We start from the raw sequence: 14,587 nt of genomic DNA on the forward strand, positions 1-14,587 counted from the left end.
TCAGTTCGTCGGCAGCCCGCTCGGCAGGCCCGTCGGCAGCCCCGTGGGCAGCTTCCCGTCCGCCGACTTCGTGAACGTGTCCGTCGTCCCGGCCTTCCAGGACACCTTCATCGTCTTGCCGTCGTTGGACTCGATCGCCCCCGTGGTGCGGTCGGTGTTCCCGTCCGCGCACTTCAGGTCGAGCGTCGGCTTGCCCGCGGCGGTCACGGTCCCGCTGCACAGATGCCCGTCGCCCGAGCTCAGCGACGCCTGCTCGCCGCCGATGACGAGAACGACGGCCTGCCCGCCGGTGGTGGCGCTCCAGATGCCCTCGGCGTCCTTCGCGGACCCGGCCGAACCGGACGACCCGCCGTCGGGCGCCGCCGAGGACGACGAGCCGCCGTCCGACGCCTTGTCCTTGCCGTCCGTGCCGTCCGTGCCGTCCTTGGCGTCGTCACTGCTGCAGCCGCCGACGGCCAGCACCGCCACGACGGCCGCGGCCCCCGCCACGATCCGCACGTTCCTGCCGTTCCCGCTGCCGTTCCTGATGCGCACAACATCCCCCTACGTCACTGCTGTTGTCCTGAATCGCCGCTGCAAGTTACCAGCCGTCACACGGGCGGTTCGTCCGACCGGGGCAGGAAGTACCCGGACAGGGGAGTGACGCATCTCTCAGCGGGAGCGGCTCATCCCTTATTGAAAACGGTAGCCATTTTCATATAATGGCGGCATGGCTCGCAACGAACTCCGTCCAGTGATCAGGCTCAGGTCCACCGCGGGGACCGGCTACACGTACGTGACCCGCAAGAACCGCCGCAACGACCCCGACCGCGTGACCCTGCGCAAGTACGACCCCGTCGCCGGCCGTCACGTCGACTTCCGAGAGGAGCGCTGACCCATGAACAACGCCATCCACCCCGCCTACGGACCGGTCGTGTTCCGCGACCGCGCCGCGGACCACGCCTTCCTCACCCGCTCCACCATGACGAGCGAGCGGACGATCGAGTGGGAGGACGGGAACACGTACCCCGTCGTCGACATCGAGATCTCGAACGTCAGCCACCCCTTCTACACCGGCAACCAGCGGGTCCTGGACACCGCCGGCCGGGTGGAGCGCTTCGAGCGCCGCTACGGGAAGCAGTCCGGGGACGAGCCCGGGAAGACGTCCGGCCGGTGAGCCGGCTCCCCGTCGTGATCGTCGGCGGCCTGCACGCGGATGCGCGGCGGGCCGCCGTCGACGAGCTGCTCACCGCCGTCCCCGGCAGTGCGGCCCTCCATCACGACCTCTCCACCGCCGCGCGGGGCACGGTCCTGCGCACCCTGCGCGACGCCGACGGCACCTTCGCCACCGACGAGGTGCCGCTCGCCGGCGACTGCGCGTGCTGCACGCTGCGCGAGGACCTCGTCCCGGAACTGCGGCGCCTCGCCGACGACGGCCGCACCACGCTCGCCGTCGTCGACCTCTGGGACTCCGTCGAGCCGAGGGCGACCGCCGAGGCCGTCGCGGCGCACGGCCCGGACCTGCCGGTCATGACCGTCGTCACAGCCGTCGACCCGGCGCTGCTCCTGCCCTTCCTCGGCAACGGCGACGACCTCGCGGACACCGGACTCGCCGTGGCCGGCACCGACCGGCGCACCGTGGCCGACACCTGGGCCCGCCAGCTGGAGTACGCCCCCGTGCTCGCGGTCGCCGACTCCCCGGAGGCCGACGACGCGGACCGCGCGCTGCTCGCCCAGCTGCACCCCACCGCCCACCAAGTCGTCCTCGGCAGCGGCACGTTGGCGGCGGCCGCGCTCACCGGGACCTTCGACACCGAGGCCGCCGCGGCCGCCCAGCACCCGGCCTGCGCCCTGCTGCCCACCGACGCGGACGAGGCCGGGATCGGCACGCTGGTGTGGCACGCGCGCCGCCCGTTCCACCCCGAGCGCCTCTACGCGGCCCTGGAGGACCTCACCGTCGCGGCCGCCCGCAGCCGGGGCCGCTTCTGGCTCGCCGACCGCCCGGACACGCTGCTGCACTGGGACGCGGCCGGCGGCGCCCTGTGCGTGGAGAGCGCGGGCCCCTGGCTCGCCTCGCTGCCCGACGCGGCCTGGGACCTGGTCCCGCCGGTCCGCCGCGCGGCCGCCGCGCTCGACTGGCACCCCGAGCACGGCGACTGCTGCCAGCACCTGGTCTTCACCTCACCGGGCCTGGACCGCGACGGCCTCGAACTCCTGCTGTGCTCCTGCCTGTTGACGGACGCCGAGTACGCCTCCGGCCGCGCCGCCTGGCAGCGGCTGAAGACGACGCCCGCCTTCGACACGTTCCTGGGCGCGGCCTAGGCCGTGTGCCGAAAGTGGATCTTGGGCTGTGAATGATCACAGGTCATGGGACGGGGAGATCTCACGGACGAGCAGTGGGCGGTGCTGGGGCCGTTGTTGCCGAAGGGGACGAAGGCGGGGCGACCGCCTGTCTGGCCTCGGCGTCTGCTGATCGACGGCATACGGTTCCGGGTCCGGACCGGTGTTCCGTGGCGGGACGTGCCCGTCGAGTACGGTCCGTGGAACCGGGTCTACGACCTCTTCCGTCGATGGCAGCGGAACGGCACCTGGCACCGGATCCTCACCCGGCTCCAGTCCCTGGCCGATGCGAAAGGTGCGATCACATGGGACCTGAGCGTCGACTCCACGGTGTGCCGCGCTCATCAGCATGCGGCCGGTGCCCGCAAGCAGGGTGATCTACAGAAGGAACCGCCGGGTGGCGTGTTCACCGAGCCTCGTGATCACGGGCTGGGACGCTCGCGCGGCGGGTTCACCACCAAGCTCCACCTGGCCGTCGAGCAGGGTCAGAAGCCCCTGTCGATCGTGGTGACGGCAGGGCAGCGCGGGGACTCGCCGCAGTTCGAACCGGTGCTGGAGAAGATTCGCGTGCCCCGTCTCGGGCCCGGCCGGCCACGCGTTCGCCCCGACCGGGTGCGGGCGGACAAGGCGTACTCCTCCCGCATGAACCGCGCCTACCTGCGCCGCCGCGGAATCCGATGCACCATCCCGGACAAGGCCGACCAGGCGCGCAATCGCCAGAAGCTCGGCTCTCGCGGCGGTCGGCCGCCGCACTTCGACCCGGTCGACTACCGCGAACGTCACGCGGTCGAGTGCGGGATCAACCGGCTCAAGAGGCACCGCGCTGTCGCCACGCGATACGACAAGCTCGCGGTCCGCTACGAGGCGACTGTCCTTATCGCTGCCATAAGCGAGTGGCTGTGACCCTCGACCGTTACACGTTGGGATCCACGTTCCACGTCTCCGGCAGATCGTTGCCGCAGAAGACGCAGACGAAGTCGTCCTCGCGCACGATGTTGTGCTCCTGGCAGTCAGGGCACCGCCGGAACACCACCTCGTGGGTGAAGCCGGAGGGCCGCCCAAGCTCTACACGGTCCAGAGCACGGGCGACCGCCGACCAGGAGGTCACGTCCGGGCAGTAACCGGTGGACTGGTTGCTGACCTCGTCCACGGTCCACCAGTCCGCCTCACGCACGAAGCCGATCTCGCCGGCACTCAGAACCATGTCCCCGCCGGCGCAGGCCACGTGCTCGCTTCGCCGCGGCGCCAGCCGAAGGACACCATCCATGCCGACCACGAAGGTGAACGGTTCGGTCAGTTCTGCCGCCGATCGCCCAGCGATCCAGCCGTCGAAGTCAGCCGCCGAGCCGATCCGGCGCCCGCCGCTGCCAGGCCGGACCGCAGCTTTCAGCTCAACCGGTCCGACATATCGGTAACTCTGCCCCCGCGCACTCACGTCAGCCAACCTAAAGCACTTCCGACACACGCCCTAGGTCGTGTCCGCAAAGTCGTTGGCTCGTTGGTCTGTTCATGGTGCGTCGTCATGAACTGACCGATGAATCCTGGGCGGTGATCGAGCCGTTACTGGCTCCGCCCCGGATGGGCCGTCCGGTGCGGGACCGACGTCAGGTCGTCAACGGAATCCTGTGGAAGCTGTCGACCGGGGCGGCCTGGCGGGACCTGCCGGAACGCTATGGCCCGTGGAAGACGGTCTACGAACGCTTCCGCCGCTGGTCGGCCGATGGAACCTGGGACCGCCTGCTGGCCCACGTCCAGCAGCATTCCGACGCCGTGGGCGCTGTCGACTGGTCGATCGTGTGTGTCGACTCCACGACGGTGCGAGCCCATCAGCATGCGGCCGGGGCACGAAAAGGGGGCTCTGGCCGGGCGAGGCGATCGGCCGCTCCCGCGGCGGACTGACCACGAAGATCCACCTTGCCTGCGACGGACTCGGCCGGCCCCTGGCCTTCACCCTGACCGCTGGGAACGTCAACGACTGCACCCAGTTCGAGGCGGTGATGGCCCGCATCCGGGTCGCCCGATGCGGTCCGGGCCGCCCACGCACCAGACCGGAGCGGGTGGCCGCAGACAAGGGTTACTCGTCCGTCAAGATCCGCGCCTACCTGCGCGGACGCGGCATCAAAGCAGCGATCCCGGAACGAATCGACCAGATCAACGGCCGCATCCGCAGAGGCCAGAGCCGATGCAGACTCAACCGGGCCGCCTACCGGCGCCGCAACCTCGTCGAACGCTGCTTCAACAAGCTCAAGCACCACAAGGCCCTGGCCACCCGCTACGACAAACGAGCCCGCCACTACCAAGCCATGGTCACCCTCGCCTGCCTACAACTCTGGCTCCCATGACTTTGCGGACACGACCTAGGGCCCGGCCCGCCGGACAGGTCCTAGAACGGGAACCGGCTCCGGCCGTGCTGCACCGAGATCCACTTCTGCGTGGTGAAGGACTCCACGGTCGCGTCGCCGTTGAGGCGGCCGAGCCCGGACCGCTTCTCGCCGCCGAAGGCGACGAGCGGCTCGTCGTGCACGGTGCCGTCGTTGACATGGATCATGCCCGTGTCGATCTGCTGGGCGAACGCCACGCCCCGCTCGATGTCGCCGGTGTGCACGGCCCCGCTCAGCCCGTACGGGGTGTCGTTGGCGATCCGCACCGCCTCCTCGTCGCCGTCGAACGGGATGAGGAGCGCCACCGGGCCGAAGATCTCCTGGCGCAGCACCGGTGAGTCGGCGGGCAGCCCGGTCAGTACCACCGGCTCCACCAGGTTCCCGTCCACGGTGCCGCGCAGCAGCGCCGTCGCGCCCTCCGCGAGCGCCTGCTCGACGACGCCCGAGACCGCTTCCGCCTGCGTGGAGTTGATGACCGGGCCGATGACCGTCTCCGGGTCGCGCGGGTCGCCCGACTTGAGCGTCGCCACCTTCGCGACGAACTTCTGCGTGAACTCCTTCTCGACCTTGCGGTCCACGAGGATCCGGTTCGCGGCCATGCAGACCTGGCCCTGGTGGACGAACCGGCTGAAGACCGCCGCGTCCACGGCGTAGTCGATGTCGGCGTCGTCGAGCACGGTCAGCGCGCTGTTGCCGCCGAGTTCGAGCACCGCGTGCTTGAACTGCGAGGCGCACACCGTCGCGACGTGCTGGCCGACCTTGTCGGAGCCGGTGAAGGAGATGACCTTCGGCACGGGGTGCGTCAGCAGCGCGTCGCCGATCTCCGCGATGTCGGTGATGACCACGTTCAGCAGGCCGGCCGGCAGCCCCGCGTCCTCGAAGATCTTCGCGACCAGTGAGCCGCCGACGATCGGCGTGTTCTGGTGCGGCTTCAGCACGACGCCGTTGCCCAGCGCCAGGGCCGGGGCGACGGACTTGAGGGACAGCAGGAACGGGAAGTTGAACGGCGAGATCACGCCCACCACACCCACCGGCACCCGGTACAGGCGGTTCTCCTTGCCGTCCACGGGGGAGGGGATGACCCGGCCCTGCGGACGCAGCGCCAGCTGGATCGACTCGCGCAGGAACTCCTTGGCGAGGTGCAGCTCGAAGCCCGCCTTGGTGCGCGTGCCGCCGAGCTCGTCGACGATCGCCTCGGCTATCGCGTCCTCGCGCTCCTCTATCAGCCGCAGCGCCCGCTCGAAGACGAGGCGCCGCGTGTACGCGTTCGTCCTCGCCCAGTCCTTCTGCGCCCGCTCGGCGGCCCGGTACGCCTCGTCGATCTCCTCGACCGAGGCGACGGTGATGGAGGCGAGCTTGTCACCGCTGTACGGATTGAAGTCGATGATGTCCCACGACCCGCGCCCGGGGCGCCACGACCCGTCGATGTACTGCCGGTCCAGTTCCGAGAAGTAGACCTGTGAGGACTGTGACGACTGTGACGTCATGGGGAAATCCCTTGCTGCAGCGCCGGACACCTGATGTGACGTCATGGTACGGGCGGTACCTGTCAGCTGCCGTAAGGGGATCGTTCAACTGCCTTTGTATTTAAGCGAATTCGCTCAGAATGCGACGCAGCAGCGTCCGGCTCTCCTCCGGGGAGGGGCATTCGTCCTGAAGCTGGGCCATCGCCTTCTCGTACTGGGCGACGTCCTCGCGCTTGTCCAGGTACAGGGCGCTGGTGAGCTGTTCCAGGAACACGACGTCCGAGAGGTCGGACTCCGGGAAGGTGAGGATCGTGAACGTGCCGGACTCGCCGGAGTGCCAGCCGTGGCTGAACGGCATGATCTGCAGCGTCAGTTGGGGCAGCTCGGACACCGTGACGAGATGCTCCAGCTGTCCGCGCATCACCTCGGGGCTCCCGTGCACCCGGCGCAGCGCGGCCTCGTCCAGGACGATCCGGATGTCCGGCGCCCGCTCCGCGACCAGCAGCTTCTGCCGCTCCAGGCGCAGCGCCACGCGGCGGTCGATGTCCTCCCGGGCCGCGCCCCGCATGCCGCGCGCGACGACCGCGTGGGCGTACGCCTCGGTCTGCAACAGGCCGTGCACGAACTGCGCTTCGTACCCGCGGATCAGCGACGCGGCGCCTTCGAGGCCGATGTACGTCTGGAACCAGCCGGGCAGCACGTCGGAGTAACTGTGCCACCAGCCGGCGACGTTGGCCTCTTTCACGAGGGACAGCAGCGCCCCGCGCTCGGCCTCGTCGGTCACCCCGTACAGGGTCAGCAGGTCCTCGACGTCTCTCGCCTTGAAGCTCACCCGTCCCAACTCCAAGCGGCTGATCTTCGATTCGGAGGCGCGGATCGAGTAGCCGGCGGCCTCTCTCGTGATGCCGCGCGATTCCCTCAGGCGCCTCAGTTGTGAGCCCAGCAGAATGCGCCGCACCACCGAGCCGCTCGACTCCCCAGCGGTCACGTCTCTTCCTCCCCATCCGTTCAGGGGCCGAAGTCTGCCACTAAAACGCTCCGGCCCGTACTCGTTCGGTTACAGAAACGGAAAGATCACGAAAGACCTCCGCAAGAAGTCGTAGGAAGAAATGAGCAAGAAGCGGTGCGGGAACGTCCAAGTCGGGCGCGTGCACGTGCATCTGCCCTTGCATCCGGTGTACGCATTCGGAACGATGGTCGTCACCACCGCTCGCTACGTACTGCGAATCTGGGGAGTGCCTCGCATGGGGACGAACGGATCGACCATGCTCGAGCCATTACGGCAGGGCCTTCCCCCTCTCGACCCCTCGGCCGTCTCCAGTGCCGCCTCGTGCGCCCTGCCCGCCCGGTACGAAGCGGTGCGCAGCGCACGGGACTTCACGCGCAGGACACTCGCCGACTGGGACGTCCCCGAGCGCTTCGACGACATCTGTCTGGTGGTCTCGGAACTGGTCACGAACGCGCTGCGGCACGCACTGCCCGCGGGCACCCCGCACGACCAGGACCCGCCCGTGCGGCTGCACTTGATGCGCTGGGCGTCGCGGGTGGTGTGCGCGGTGCGCGACCCGAGCGACGAGAGTCCGGTGGCCCGGGAGACGGAGGACGACTTCGCGGCGGAGTCCGGGCGCGGCCTGTTCCTCGTCGACTCGTTCAGTGACAGCTGGGGCTGGCATCCGCTGGCCGGCGCGCTGGGCGGGAAGGTGGTCTGGGCCCTGTTCAGACTCTGAATACAGGCCCGTCCCGCCGTACGGACGGGTAGGCGGCGGCAGGTCCGGAATCTACGCGCGTCGGAGTCCTGTCGTCACGCGCCGGCTATCAGATGGTCGAACTCGCCGTCCTTCACGCCGAGCAGCATGGCCTCTATCTCGGCGGGCGTGTAGACGAGCGCGGGCCCGTCCGGGAAATTCGAGTTGCGCACGGCCACCGCGCCGCCGGGCAGTTTGGCGAACTCCACGCAGGATCCCTGCGAGTTGCTGTGCCTGCTCTTCTGCCAGACCACTCCGTGCAGGTCCGCGGCCGCCATGCCGTTGTACACGTGATGCACGGTTCGCTCCCCGGTGGTGCTGTAGCTGTGAACTGACCCGGTGACAGGTGAGAAAGCGGAGATCAACTGCCGCAACTGTCCAGGAGCATAGCTTCGTTCATCTGGCCATGCATGGGCAGATGCACGTGCACGCGGGGTGTTCCCCTGGTTACAGCCCCGCTGTCATCTGCCCCGACGGTCGCATGCCATGCAAACGCCGCGTCCGCCCATGGCCTTCCCGGCCATCGCCGGTAGGACGCCCCGCATCGAACATCGAGGAACTTTCCTCCGCGGACGAGATCCGAAGCGGTCAGCATCTGGCCTATATCCCCCGTACCTTCATCTGTGTCGGAACGCGACGTACCGGCACATTACGGAGACGAGAGGTGGCCGCCATGGTCATGCACGTGAACCCCGAGGCCCGCGGCGACGAGCGCGGGGCGCTGCTCGCCTTCATCGCCGAGCAGCGCGGCGGCATTCGCCGGGCCCTGCTCGGCCTGAGCGAGGAGCAGGCCACGTCCCGGCCGAGCGCCAGCGAGCTGTCCCTCGCGGGGCTGCTCAAGCACGTGGCCGAGGTCGAGCAGGGCTGGATCGCCCGGGCCCAGCAGATCGCGCCGGACACCGAGCGTGACGCCACGACCTGGGGCGACAGCTTCCGCCTCGTCGGTGACGAGTCGGTGAAGGAGGTCCTGGACTACTACGAGGACGTGGCCCGCCGCACCGAGGAGTTCTTCCACGCGGCGCCGAGCCTGGACGACACGTTCCCGCTGCCGGACCAGCCCTGGTTCCACGGCTGTCCCGCGGTCTCGCTGCGCTGGCTCGGGCTGCACCTGATCCGCGAGACGGCCCGGCACGCGGGTCACGCCGACATCATCCGCGAGTCCCTGGACGGCAAGACGGCCTTCGAGCTGGTGGCGCTGGCGCAGAACTGAGGTCCTACGCTGGGCGCATGTCAGCGATCCGCCTCCTGGTCCTCGGGGCCGTACGCCAGCACGGCCGCGCACACGGCTACCAAGTGCGCAACGACCTGGAGTACTGGGGCGCCCACGAGTGGTCGAACGCCAAGCCCGGTTCGATCTACCACGCCCTCAAGCAGATGGCGAAGCAGGGACTGCTGGTCGCGCACGAGATCGCCCCGTCGACGGCCGGCGGCCCGCCGCGCACCGAGTACGAGATCACGGAGCAGGGCACCGAGGAGTACCTCGCCCTGCTCCGTGAGTCCCTGACCGCGTACGACCAGCGCCCCGACATCCTCACCGCGGCGCTCGGCTTCATGGTGGACCTGCCGCGCGGGGAGGCCGTCGCCCTGCTCGAGGAGCGGGTGCGCCGGATCGAGGAGTGGCGCGGCTCCGTCACCGGCTACTACACACCCGAGGGCGGCCCCGGACAGCTCGGCCACATCGGCGAGATCATGAACTACTGGGTGTACTCGGCCGACACCGGCGCCGCGTGGACCCGGGGCCTGATCGGCCGCATCGAGGGCGGCGCCTACACCTTCGCGGGCGAGGGCGAGCCGTTCGTGGGGGTGCTCGCGGAGGGACAGGAGAACCCGTACGCGACGGGGGAGCGGCTGCCGGAGGACGACCGCTAATCAAGTTTGACGAATCGCATCGGCGGCGTTACTTTTGCTTCCTAGTCAAGTTTGACTAGGAAGTGTCAGGGGTGCCGGGAGCGAAGGAGTCGGATGACGGACGCGATCGTGACCGAGGGTGTACGCAAGCGGTACGGCGACAAGGCGGCGCTCGACGGTCTCGACCTGACGGTCGGCCGGGGCACCGTGCACGGCGTGCTCGGGCCGAACGGCGCGGGCAAGACCACCGCCGTGCGGATCATGACGACCCTGCTGCGCTGGGACGAGGGCCGTGTCGAGGTCGCGGGCCACGACGTGCGGCGCAGCCCCGACGCGGTGCGCCGCCGGATCGGCCTGCTCGGCCAGCACGCGGCGCTGGACGAGGAGCTGAGCGGGCGGCAGAACCTGGAGATGTTCGGCCGCCTCCACCATCTGGGCGCGCGGCGGGCCGGGGCCAGGGCCGACGAGCTGCTGGCCCGCTTCGGCCTCGAGGACACCGGCCGCAAGGCGGTCACGGCGTACAGCGGGGGCATGCGGCGCCGCCTCGACCTCGCGGCGTCGCTGATCACCGAGCCCGAGGTCCTCTTCCTCGACGAGCCCACGACGGGCCTCGACCCGCGCGGCCGCGCCGAGGTCTGGGACGCGGTGCGCTCGCTGGTCGGCGGCGGTACGACGGTGCTGCTCACCACGCAGTACCTGGAGGAGGCGGATCAGCTCGCCGACCGGATCTCGGTGGTCGACCGGGGGCGGGTCGTCGCGGCCGGCACCCCGGACGACCTGAAGGCGCGGCTCGGCGGCGACCGGATCGACGTCGTGGTCCGGGACGCCGGTCACCTGCCGCTCGTGGCGGGCCTGCTGCCGCCCGGAGCGACGGCCGACGCGGACCGGCGCCTGGTCAGTGCCCCGGTGACCGACCGGATGGCCGCGCTCGCCGACGTCGTACAGGCCCTGCGGGCGGCGGGGATCGACGTGGAGGACGTGGCGCTGCGGCGCCCCACGCTGGACGAGGTGTTCCTGCACCTCACGGACCGGACGACGGCGGAGGTGGCTGCATGAGCACGTCGTGGGGCTGGGCGGCCGGCGACTCCTGGACGATGACCCGGCGCGAACTCGCGCACTGGGCACGGCAGCCGGTGCGGATCGTCGTCGGCCTCGTCTTCCCCGTGATGCTGCTGGTGATGTTCGGCTACCTCATCGGCGGCGGCAAGGGCGTCGAGGGCGATTACGTGGACTTCCTGGTCCCCGGGATGCTCGCGCTGACCATGGCGTTCGGCCTGGAGTCGACGATGCTGGCCGTCACCCAGGATCTCAACAAGGGCGTGATCGACCGGTTCCGGTCCATGCCGATGGTCGACGGGGCGGTCCTGGTGGGCCGTTCGGTCGCCGACATGCTCCAGTCGGCGGCGGCCCTCGCGGTCATGGCGGGGGTCGGGTACGCGCTGGGCTGGCGGGCGCACGGGTCCCTCGGCGCGCTCGCCGGCGCCTTCGGACTGCTGTTGCTGCTGCGGTTCGCGATGCTGTGGATCGGTATCTGGCTGGCGATGGTGGCCGGCAAGCCGGAACTGGTGCAGGCCGTGCAGATCCTGGTGTGGCCGGTCGGGTTCCTCTCCAACGCGTTCACGGTGCCGGCGACCATGCCGGACTGGCTCGGCGCGGTGGTGGAGTGGAACCCGATGTCGGCGACGGCGTCCTCGGTGCGCCATCTCTTCGGCAACCCCGGCGGCGCGGACGAGGTGTGGCTCGCGGTGGTGTGGCCGGTCGGACTCCTCGCGGTGTTCTTCCCGCTGGCGGTACGGAGGTTCGCGTCACTCAGCAGGTAGACGCGTCCCGTCCGCCGGGTCCGGCTTCGTCGGCGGGTGCGGGTCGCGTTGTGCCCGGTCGCGCGACCAGGCCCCGCTCACCCGCACCCGGCAATGAGCCAGCAGCCCTATGGCGAGCTGCGCCTAGGGACTGTCCGGCGGATCGTGTCGCGGGCGCGGGGTCTGGCACGCCGACCTGCGGCACAGAAGAGCACGGGCCACCCGGACGCGACCTGACCCGCCGGACAGGCCCTAGTGATGGAACCCGGTGGCCGCCTCCCGGTCGCTCGTGAAGGGGTGCGGCTGGCTGCGCAGTTCCGGCAGCAGGCGGTTCAGGTCCTCGATCAGGAGCTGCGCCAGATCCGCCGAGAACCCGTTGCGGCACACCACCCGGAGCACCGCAAGATCCTCCCGGTGCGCCGGGAACGTGTACGCCGGGACGAGCCAGCCCCGCTCCCGCAGCCGCCGCGACACGTCGAACACGTCGTACGTCGTCACCTCCGGCGCCGTCGTGAACGCGAAGACCGGCAGATCGTCGCCCCGCGTGATGAGCTGGAAGTCGCCCAGCGCCTCGATGCGTTCGGCCAGGCCCCGGGCCACGTCGCGGGTCGCCTGCTGGACCGCGCGGTAGCCCTCGCGGCCCAGGCGCAGGAACGAGTAGTACTGCGCGACCACTTGGGCGCCGGGCCGCGAGAAGTTCAGCGCGAAGGTCGGCATGTCGCCGCCCAGGTAGTTGACCCGGAAGACGAGCTCCTCGGGCAGCGCCTCCGTGTCGCGCCACAGCGCCCAGCCGACCCCCGGGTACACCAGCCCGTACTTGTGCCCCGAGGTGTTGATGGACGCGACCCGCGGGAGCCGGAAGTCCCACACCAGGTCCGGGTCGAGGAACGGCGCCACCATCGCGCCCGACGCCCCGTCCACGTGCACGGGGATGTCGAGCCCCGTGCGCTCCTGGAGGGCGTCGAGCGCCGCGCACAGCTCGGCGATCGGCTCGTACGACCCGTCGAAGGTGGAGCCGAGGATCCCGACGACGCCGATCGTGTTCTCGTCGCACAGCTCGGCGGCGGCCGCCGGGTCGAGGTGGAAGCGGTCGCCCTCCATCGGCACCTGCCGCGCCTCCACCTCCCAGAAGTTGCAGAACTTCTCCCAGCAGACCTGCACGTTCACGCCCATGACGAGATTGGGCCGGGCCTCGCGCGAGGGGTAGCGGTCCGCGTTCTTCTGCGCCCAGCGCCGCTTGAGCGCCATCCCGGCGAGCATGCACGCCTCGCTGGACCCGGTCGTCGAACAGCCCACGGCGGCCGACGGGTCCGGTGCGTTCCACAGGTCGGCGAGCATCGCCACGCAGCGCCGCTCCAGCTCGGCGGTCCGCGGGTACTCGTCCTTGTCGATCATGTTCTTGTCCCGGCACTCACCCATGAGGACACCGGCCTGCGGCTCCATCCACGTGGTGACGAAGGTGGCCAGGTTCAGGCGCGCGTTGCCGTCCAGCATCAGCTCGTCGTGCACGAGCTGGTACGCCGTCATCGGCGCGAGCGGCTTGTCCGGCAGCCGGTGCTTGGGCGGCGCGTCCGCCATGCCGGCCGTCGGATCGGCCTCGGCGTAGAAGGGGTTGACGGCGAGGGTGTGCTCGCCGGGTTTCTCCGAAGGACTCTGATGCAGCGGCGACATGTCCGTGACTCCTTTGTCCGCTCCGAGAGTTCGTGAGGGCTCAGCGCAACGAGGCGCCGTCTTCCGACAGTTGCATCTGCGGCCGTCCGGTCACCAGGAGCCAAGCGGGCAATGACGCGATGCACATGAGGGCGATGATCGCGGGCGAGGCGACGAGCACGGCGGCCGTGAAGAGGCTGACCCAGCCCGACCGGGTGACGGCGAGCAGGACGCCCAGGACCCCCGCCGCGACGCCCACCGAGGCGTTCACGCCCGGCACCAGCGCGTGCGCGCACAGGCCGAACGCGGCGCCGACGAACACCGCCGGGAAGATCCGCCCGCCGCGGAACCCGCACGACGCCGCGATCAGCAGCGCCGCCAGCTTCACCACGGTCAGCACGGCGAACTCGCCGGCCGACCGGCCGTCCGGGTCCGCGGCGATCTCCTTTACCTCCTCCAGGCCCTTGAACAGCGTCAGATGGCCGCCCAGGGCGCCGAGCAGGCCGAGCACCAGTCCGCCGAGCGGCAGGATCAGCATCGGGTGGCCCAGGCGGCGGAAAGCGCCGTGCACGTACGGGAAGGCGTACACGGCGGCCATGGTGAGCGCGGCCGCCGCGCACGCGACCACGATCGCGGACAGCAGATCCGCCCAGCCCGGGTGATCGAACGGCGCGAGCCCCAGATCGAAGGAGGGGGAGGCGACCAGCGTGGTGGTCAGCGCGCCCGCCGAGGCGGCCAGCAGCGGCCCGAAGAGGTTGTCCCACAGCGAGCCCTTCAGCGGCATCGGCCGCCCCGCCAGCGCCTCGGAGACGAGCAGCGCGGCGGCGACGGGCGTGCCGAACAGGGCGCCGATGGTCGCGGCCGAGGCCAGGTTCGGCCACAGCGCGCCGGGCGACCTCGGCAGGAGCTTGCGGCCCAGCCAGAACGTCAGGCCCACGTTCACGGCGATGATCGGGTTCTCCGGACCGAGGCTCGGCCCGCCGGCCAGCATCAGGGCGGCGGCCAGCGCCAGCCCCGGCAGGACGTACGGCGGCAGCGGCTCCTCGCCGCCGAGCCCCATCGTCGCCGGGTCGGGGCCCGCGTGCCCCGGCACCTGCCAGATCACCAGGCCCACCAGGACGCCCGTCAGGGTGAGCATGACGATGATCCACAGGGATGAGTAGCGGCCGATCCCGAGCGCGTCGGGCAGATTCCCCCACAGCACGTCCTGCAGCCGCTCGGCGATCCAGCTGAGGGCGAGGAACAGCAGACTGCACGCGACCCCCACGACGAGCGCGGGCACGACCAGGGGCAGCAGGGCGCGAGCGGAAACAGCGGGGGGAGCTGCGGGGGCGGGCGGCGACGCCGCGGCGGCTTCATTGCTCACGTCGTCACCCTAA

General features: G+C 70.3%; 16 protein-coding genes and 1 pseudogene. 10 read left to right on the plus strand and 7 right to left on the minus strand.

The window, feature by feature from the left end:
* The gene (locus tag ACVHNB_RS01765) at nt 1-534 is read right to left on the minus strand and encodes a hypothetical protein (RefSeq protein WP_456227272.1); all 534 of its coding nucleotides are present in this window, start codon (nt 532-534) and stop codon (nt 1-3) included.
* 175 nt (nt 535-709) lie between these two features.
* Here ACVHNB_RS01765 and rpmG point away from each other — a divergent pair, with 175 nt between their 5' ends.
* The 4 genes from rpmG to ACVHNB_RS01785 are packed head-to-tail and all read left to right on the plus strand — an operon-like array spanning nt 710 to nt 3,222.
* On the plus strand, nt 710-874 hold the full coding sequence (gene rpmG, locus ACVHNB_RS01770) for a 50S ribosomal protein L33 (RefSeq protein ID WP_428953225.1): 165 nt from the start codon (nt 710-712) through the stop codon (nt 872-874).
* Between the two features lie 3 nt (nt 875-877).
* Nucleotides 878-1,156: a type B 50S ribosomal protein L31 gene (locus ACVHNB_RS01775; protein WP_428953224.1), complete on the plus strand. Its 279-nt coding sequence runs from the start codon at nt 878-880 to the stop codon at nt 1,154-1,156.
* Complete coding sequence (locus tag ACVHNB_RS01780) at nt 1,153-2,301, plus strand: CobW family GTP-binding protein (protein ID WP_456227273.1); 1,149 nt, start codon at nt 1,153-1,155, stop codon at nt 2,299-2,301. Before ACVHNB_RS01775 ends, ACVHNB_RS01780 begins: the two co-directional genes overlap by 4 nt.
* 45 nt (nt 2,302-2,346) lie before the next feature.
* Nucleotides 2,347-3,222: an IS5 family transposase gene (locus ACVHNB_RS01785; RefSeq protein ID WP_456227274.1), complete on the plus strand. Its 876-nt coding sequence runs from the start codon at nt 2,347-2,349 to the stop codon at nt 3,220-3,222.
* A gap of 10 nt (nt 3,223-3,232) precedes the next feature.
* On the opposite strand, the gene ACVHNB_RS01790 is transcribed toward ACVHNB_RS01785, so the two are convergent.
* Nucleotides 3,233-3,754 (minus strand): hypothetical protein, encoded by a 522-nt coding sequence (locus ACVHNB_RS01790; protein WP_456227275.1) that lies wholly within the window; start codon nt 3,752-3,754, stop codon nt 3,233-3,235.
* Between the two features lie 143 nt (nt 3,755-3,897).
* Between ACVHNB_RS01790 and ACVHNB_RS01795 the strand changes: the two are divergent.
* A pseudogene (locus ACVHNB_RS01795) lies at nt 3,898-4,661 on the plus strand (IS5 family transposase).
* 41 nt (nt 4,662-4,702) lie between these two features.
* On the opposite strand, the gene ACVHNB_RS01800 reads toward ACVHNB_RS01795, so the two are convergent.
* The gene (locus tag ACVHNB_RS01800; RefSeq protein WP_456227276.1) at nt 4,703-6,187 is read right to left on the minus strand and encodes an aldehyde dehydrogenase family protein; all 1,485 of its coding nucleotides are present in this window, start codon (nt 6,185-6,187) and stop codon (nt 4,703-4,705) included.
* 100 nt (nt 6,188-6,287) lie between these two features.
* Nucleotides 6,288-7,154, minus strand: coding sequence for a helix-turn-helix domain-containing protein (locus ACVHNB_RS01805; protein WP_456227277.1), 867 nt, complete (start codon nt 7,152-7,154; stop codon nt 6,288-6,290).
* Nucleotides 7,155-7,410: 256 nt separating this feature from the next.
* On the opposite strand from ACVHNB_RS01805, the gene ACVHNB_RS01810 reads away from it, so the two are divergent.
* A complete protein-coding gene (locus ACVHNB_RS01810) occupies nt 7,411-7,893 on the plus strand; it encodes an ATP-binding protein (RefSeq protein ID WP_428953220.1) in 483 nt (160 codons plus the stop codon).
* A 74-nt stretch (nt 7,894-7,967) separates the two neighbouring features.
* Here ACVHNB_RS01810 and ACVHNB_RS01815 read toward each other — a convergent pair whose 3' ends face one another.
* Nucleotides 7,968-8,210 carry a DUF397 domain-containing protein gene (locus ACVHNB_RS01815; RefSeq protein WP_428953219.1) on the minus strand — a complete coding sequence of 81 codons (243 nt, stop codon included), beginning with the start codon at nt 8,208-8,210 and terminating at the stop codon, nt 7,968-7,970.
* Between the two features lie 374 nt (nt 8,211-8,584).
* On the opposite strand from ACVHNB_RS01815, the gene ACVHNB_RS01820 reads away from it, so the two are divergent.
* The 4 genes from ACVHNB_RS01820 to ACVHNB_RS01835 all read left to right on the plus strand — a co-directional run bounded on the left by ACVHNB_RS01820 (nt 8,585) and on the right by ACVHNB_RS01835 (nt 11,579).
* Nucleotides 8,585-9,121: a DinB family protein gene (locus ACVHNB_RS01820; RefSeq protein WP_456227278.1), complete on the plus strand. Its 537-nt coding sequence runs from the start codon at nt 8,585-8,587 to the stop codon at nt 9,119-9,121.
* Between the two features lie 17 nt (nt 9,122-9,138).
* Complete coding sequence (locus ACVHNB_RS01825) at nt 9,139-9,780, plus strand: PadR family transcriptional regulator (RefSeq protein ID WP_428953217.1); 642 nt, start codon at nt 9,139-9,141, stop codon at nt 9,778-9,780.
* 93 nt (nt 9,781-9,873) lie between these two features.
* Nucleotides 9,874-10,815, plus strand: a complete 942-nt coding sequence (locus ACVHNB_RS01830) for an ATP-binding cassette domain-containing protein (protein WP_456227279.1) — start codon at nt 9,874-9,876, stop codon at nt 10,813-10,815.
* Nucleotides 10,812-11,579, plus strand: a complete 768-nt coding sequence (locus ACVHNB_RS01835; RefSeq protein ID WP_456227280.1) for an ABC transporter permease — start codon at nt 10,812-10,814, stop codon at nt 11,577-11,579. Before ACVHNB_RS01830 ends, ACVHNB_RS01835 begins: the two co-directional genes overlap by 4 nt.
* Before the next feature lie 231 nt (nt 11,580-11,810).
* Here the strand turns inward: ACVHNB_RS01835 and ACVHNB_RS01840 are convergent, their stop codons facing one another.
* Together ACVHNB_RS01840 and ACVHNB_RS01845 are read right to left on the minus strand one after the other, a co-directional pair.
* Nucleotides 11,811-13,229 carry a glutamate decarboxylase gene (locus ACVHNB_RS01840; RefSeq protein WP_428953214.1) on the minus strand — a complete coding sequence of 473 codons (1,419 nt, stop codon included), beginning with the start codon at nt 13,227-13,229 and terminating at the stop codon, nt 11,811-11,813.
* Nucleotides 13,230-13,269: 40 nt separating this feature from the next.
* Nucleotides 13,270-14,574: an ion channel protein gene (locus tag ACVHNB_RS01845; protein ID WP_428953213.1), complete on the minus strand. Its 1,305-nt coding sequence runs from the start codon at nt 14,572-14,574 to the stop codon at nt 13,270-13,272.
* Nucleotides 14,575-14,587: the final 13 nt, after the last annotated feature.

This window comes from Streptomyces sp. YJ-C3, from assembly GCF_053891275.1.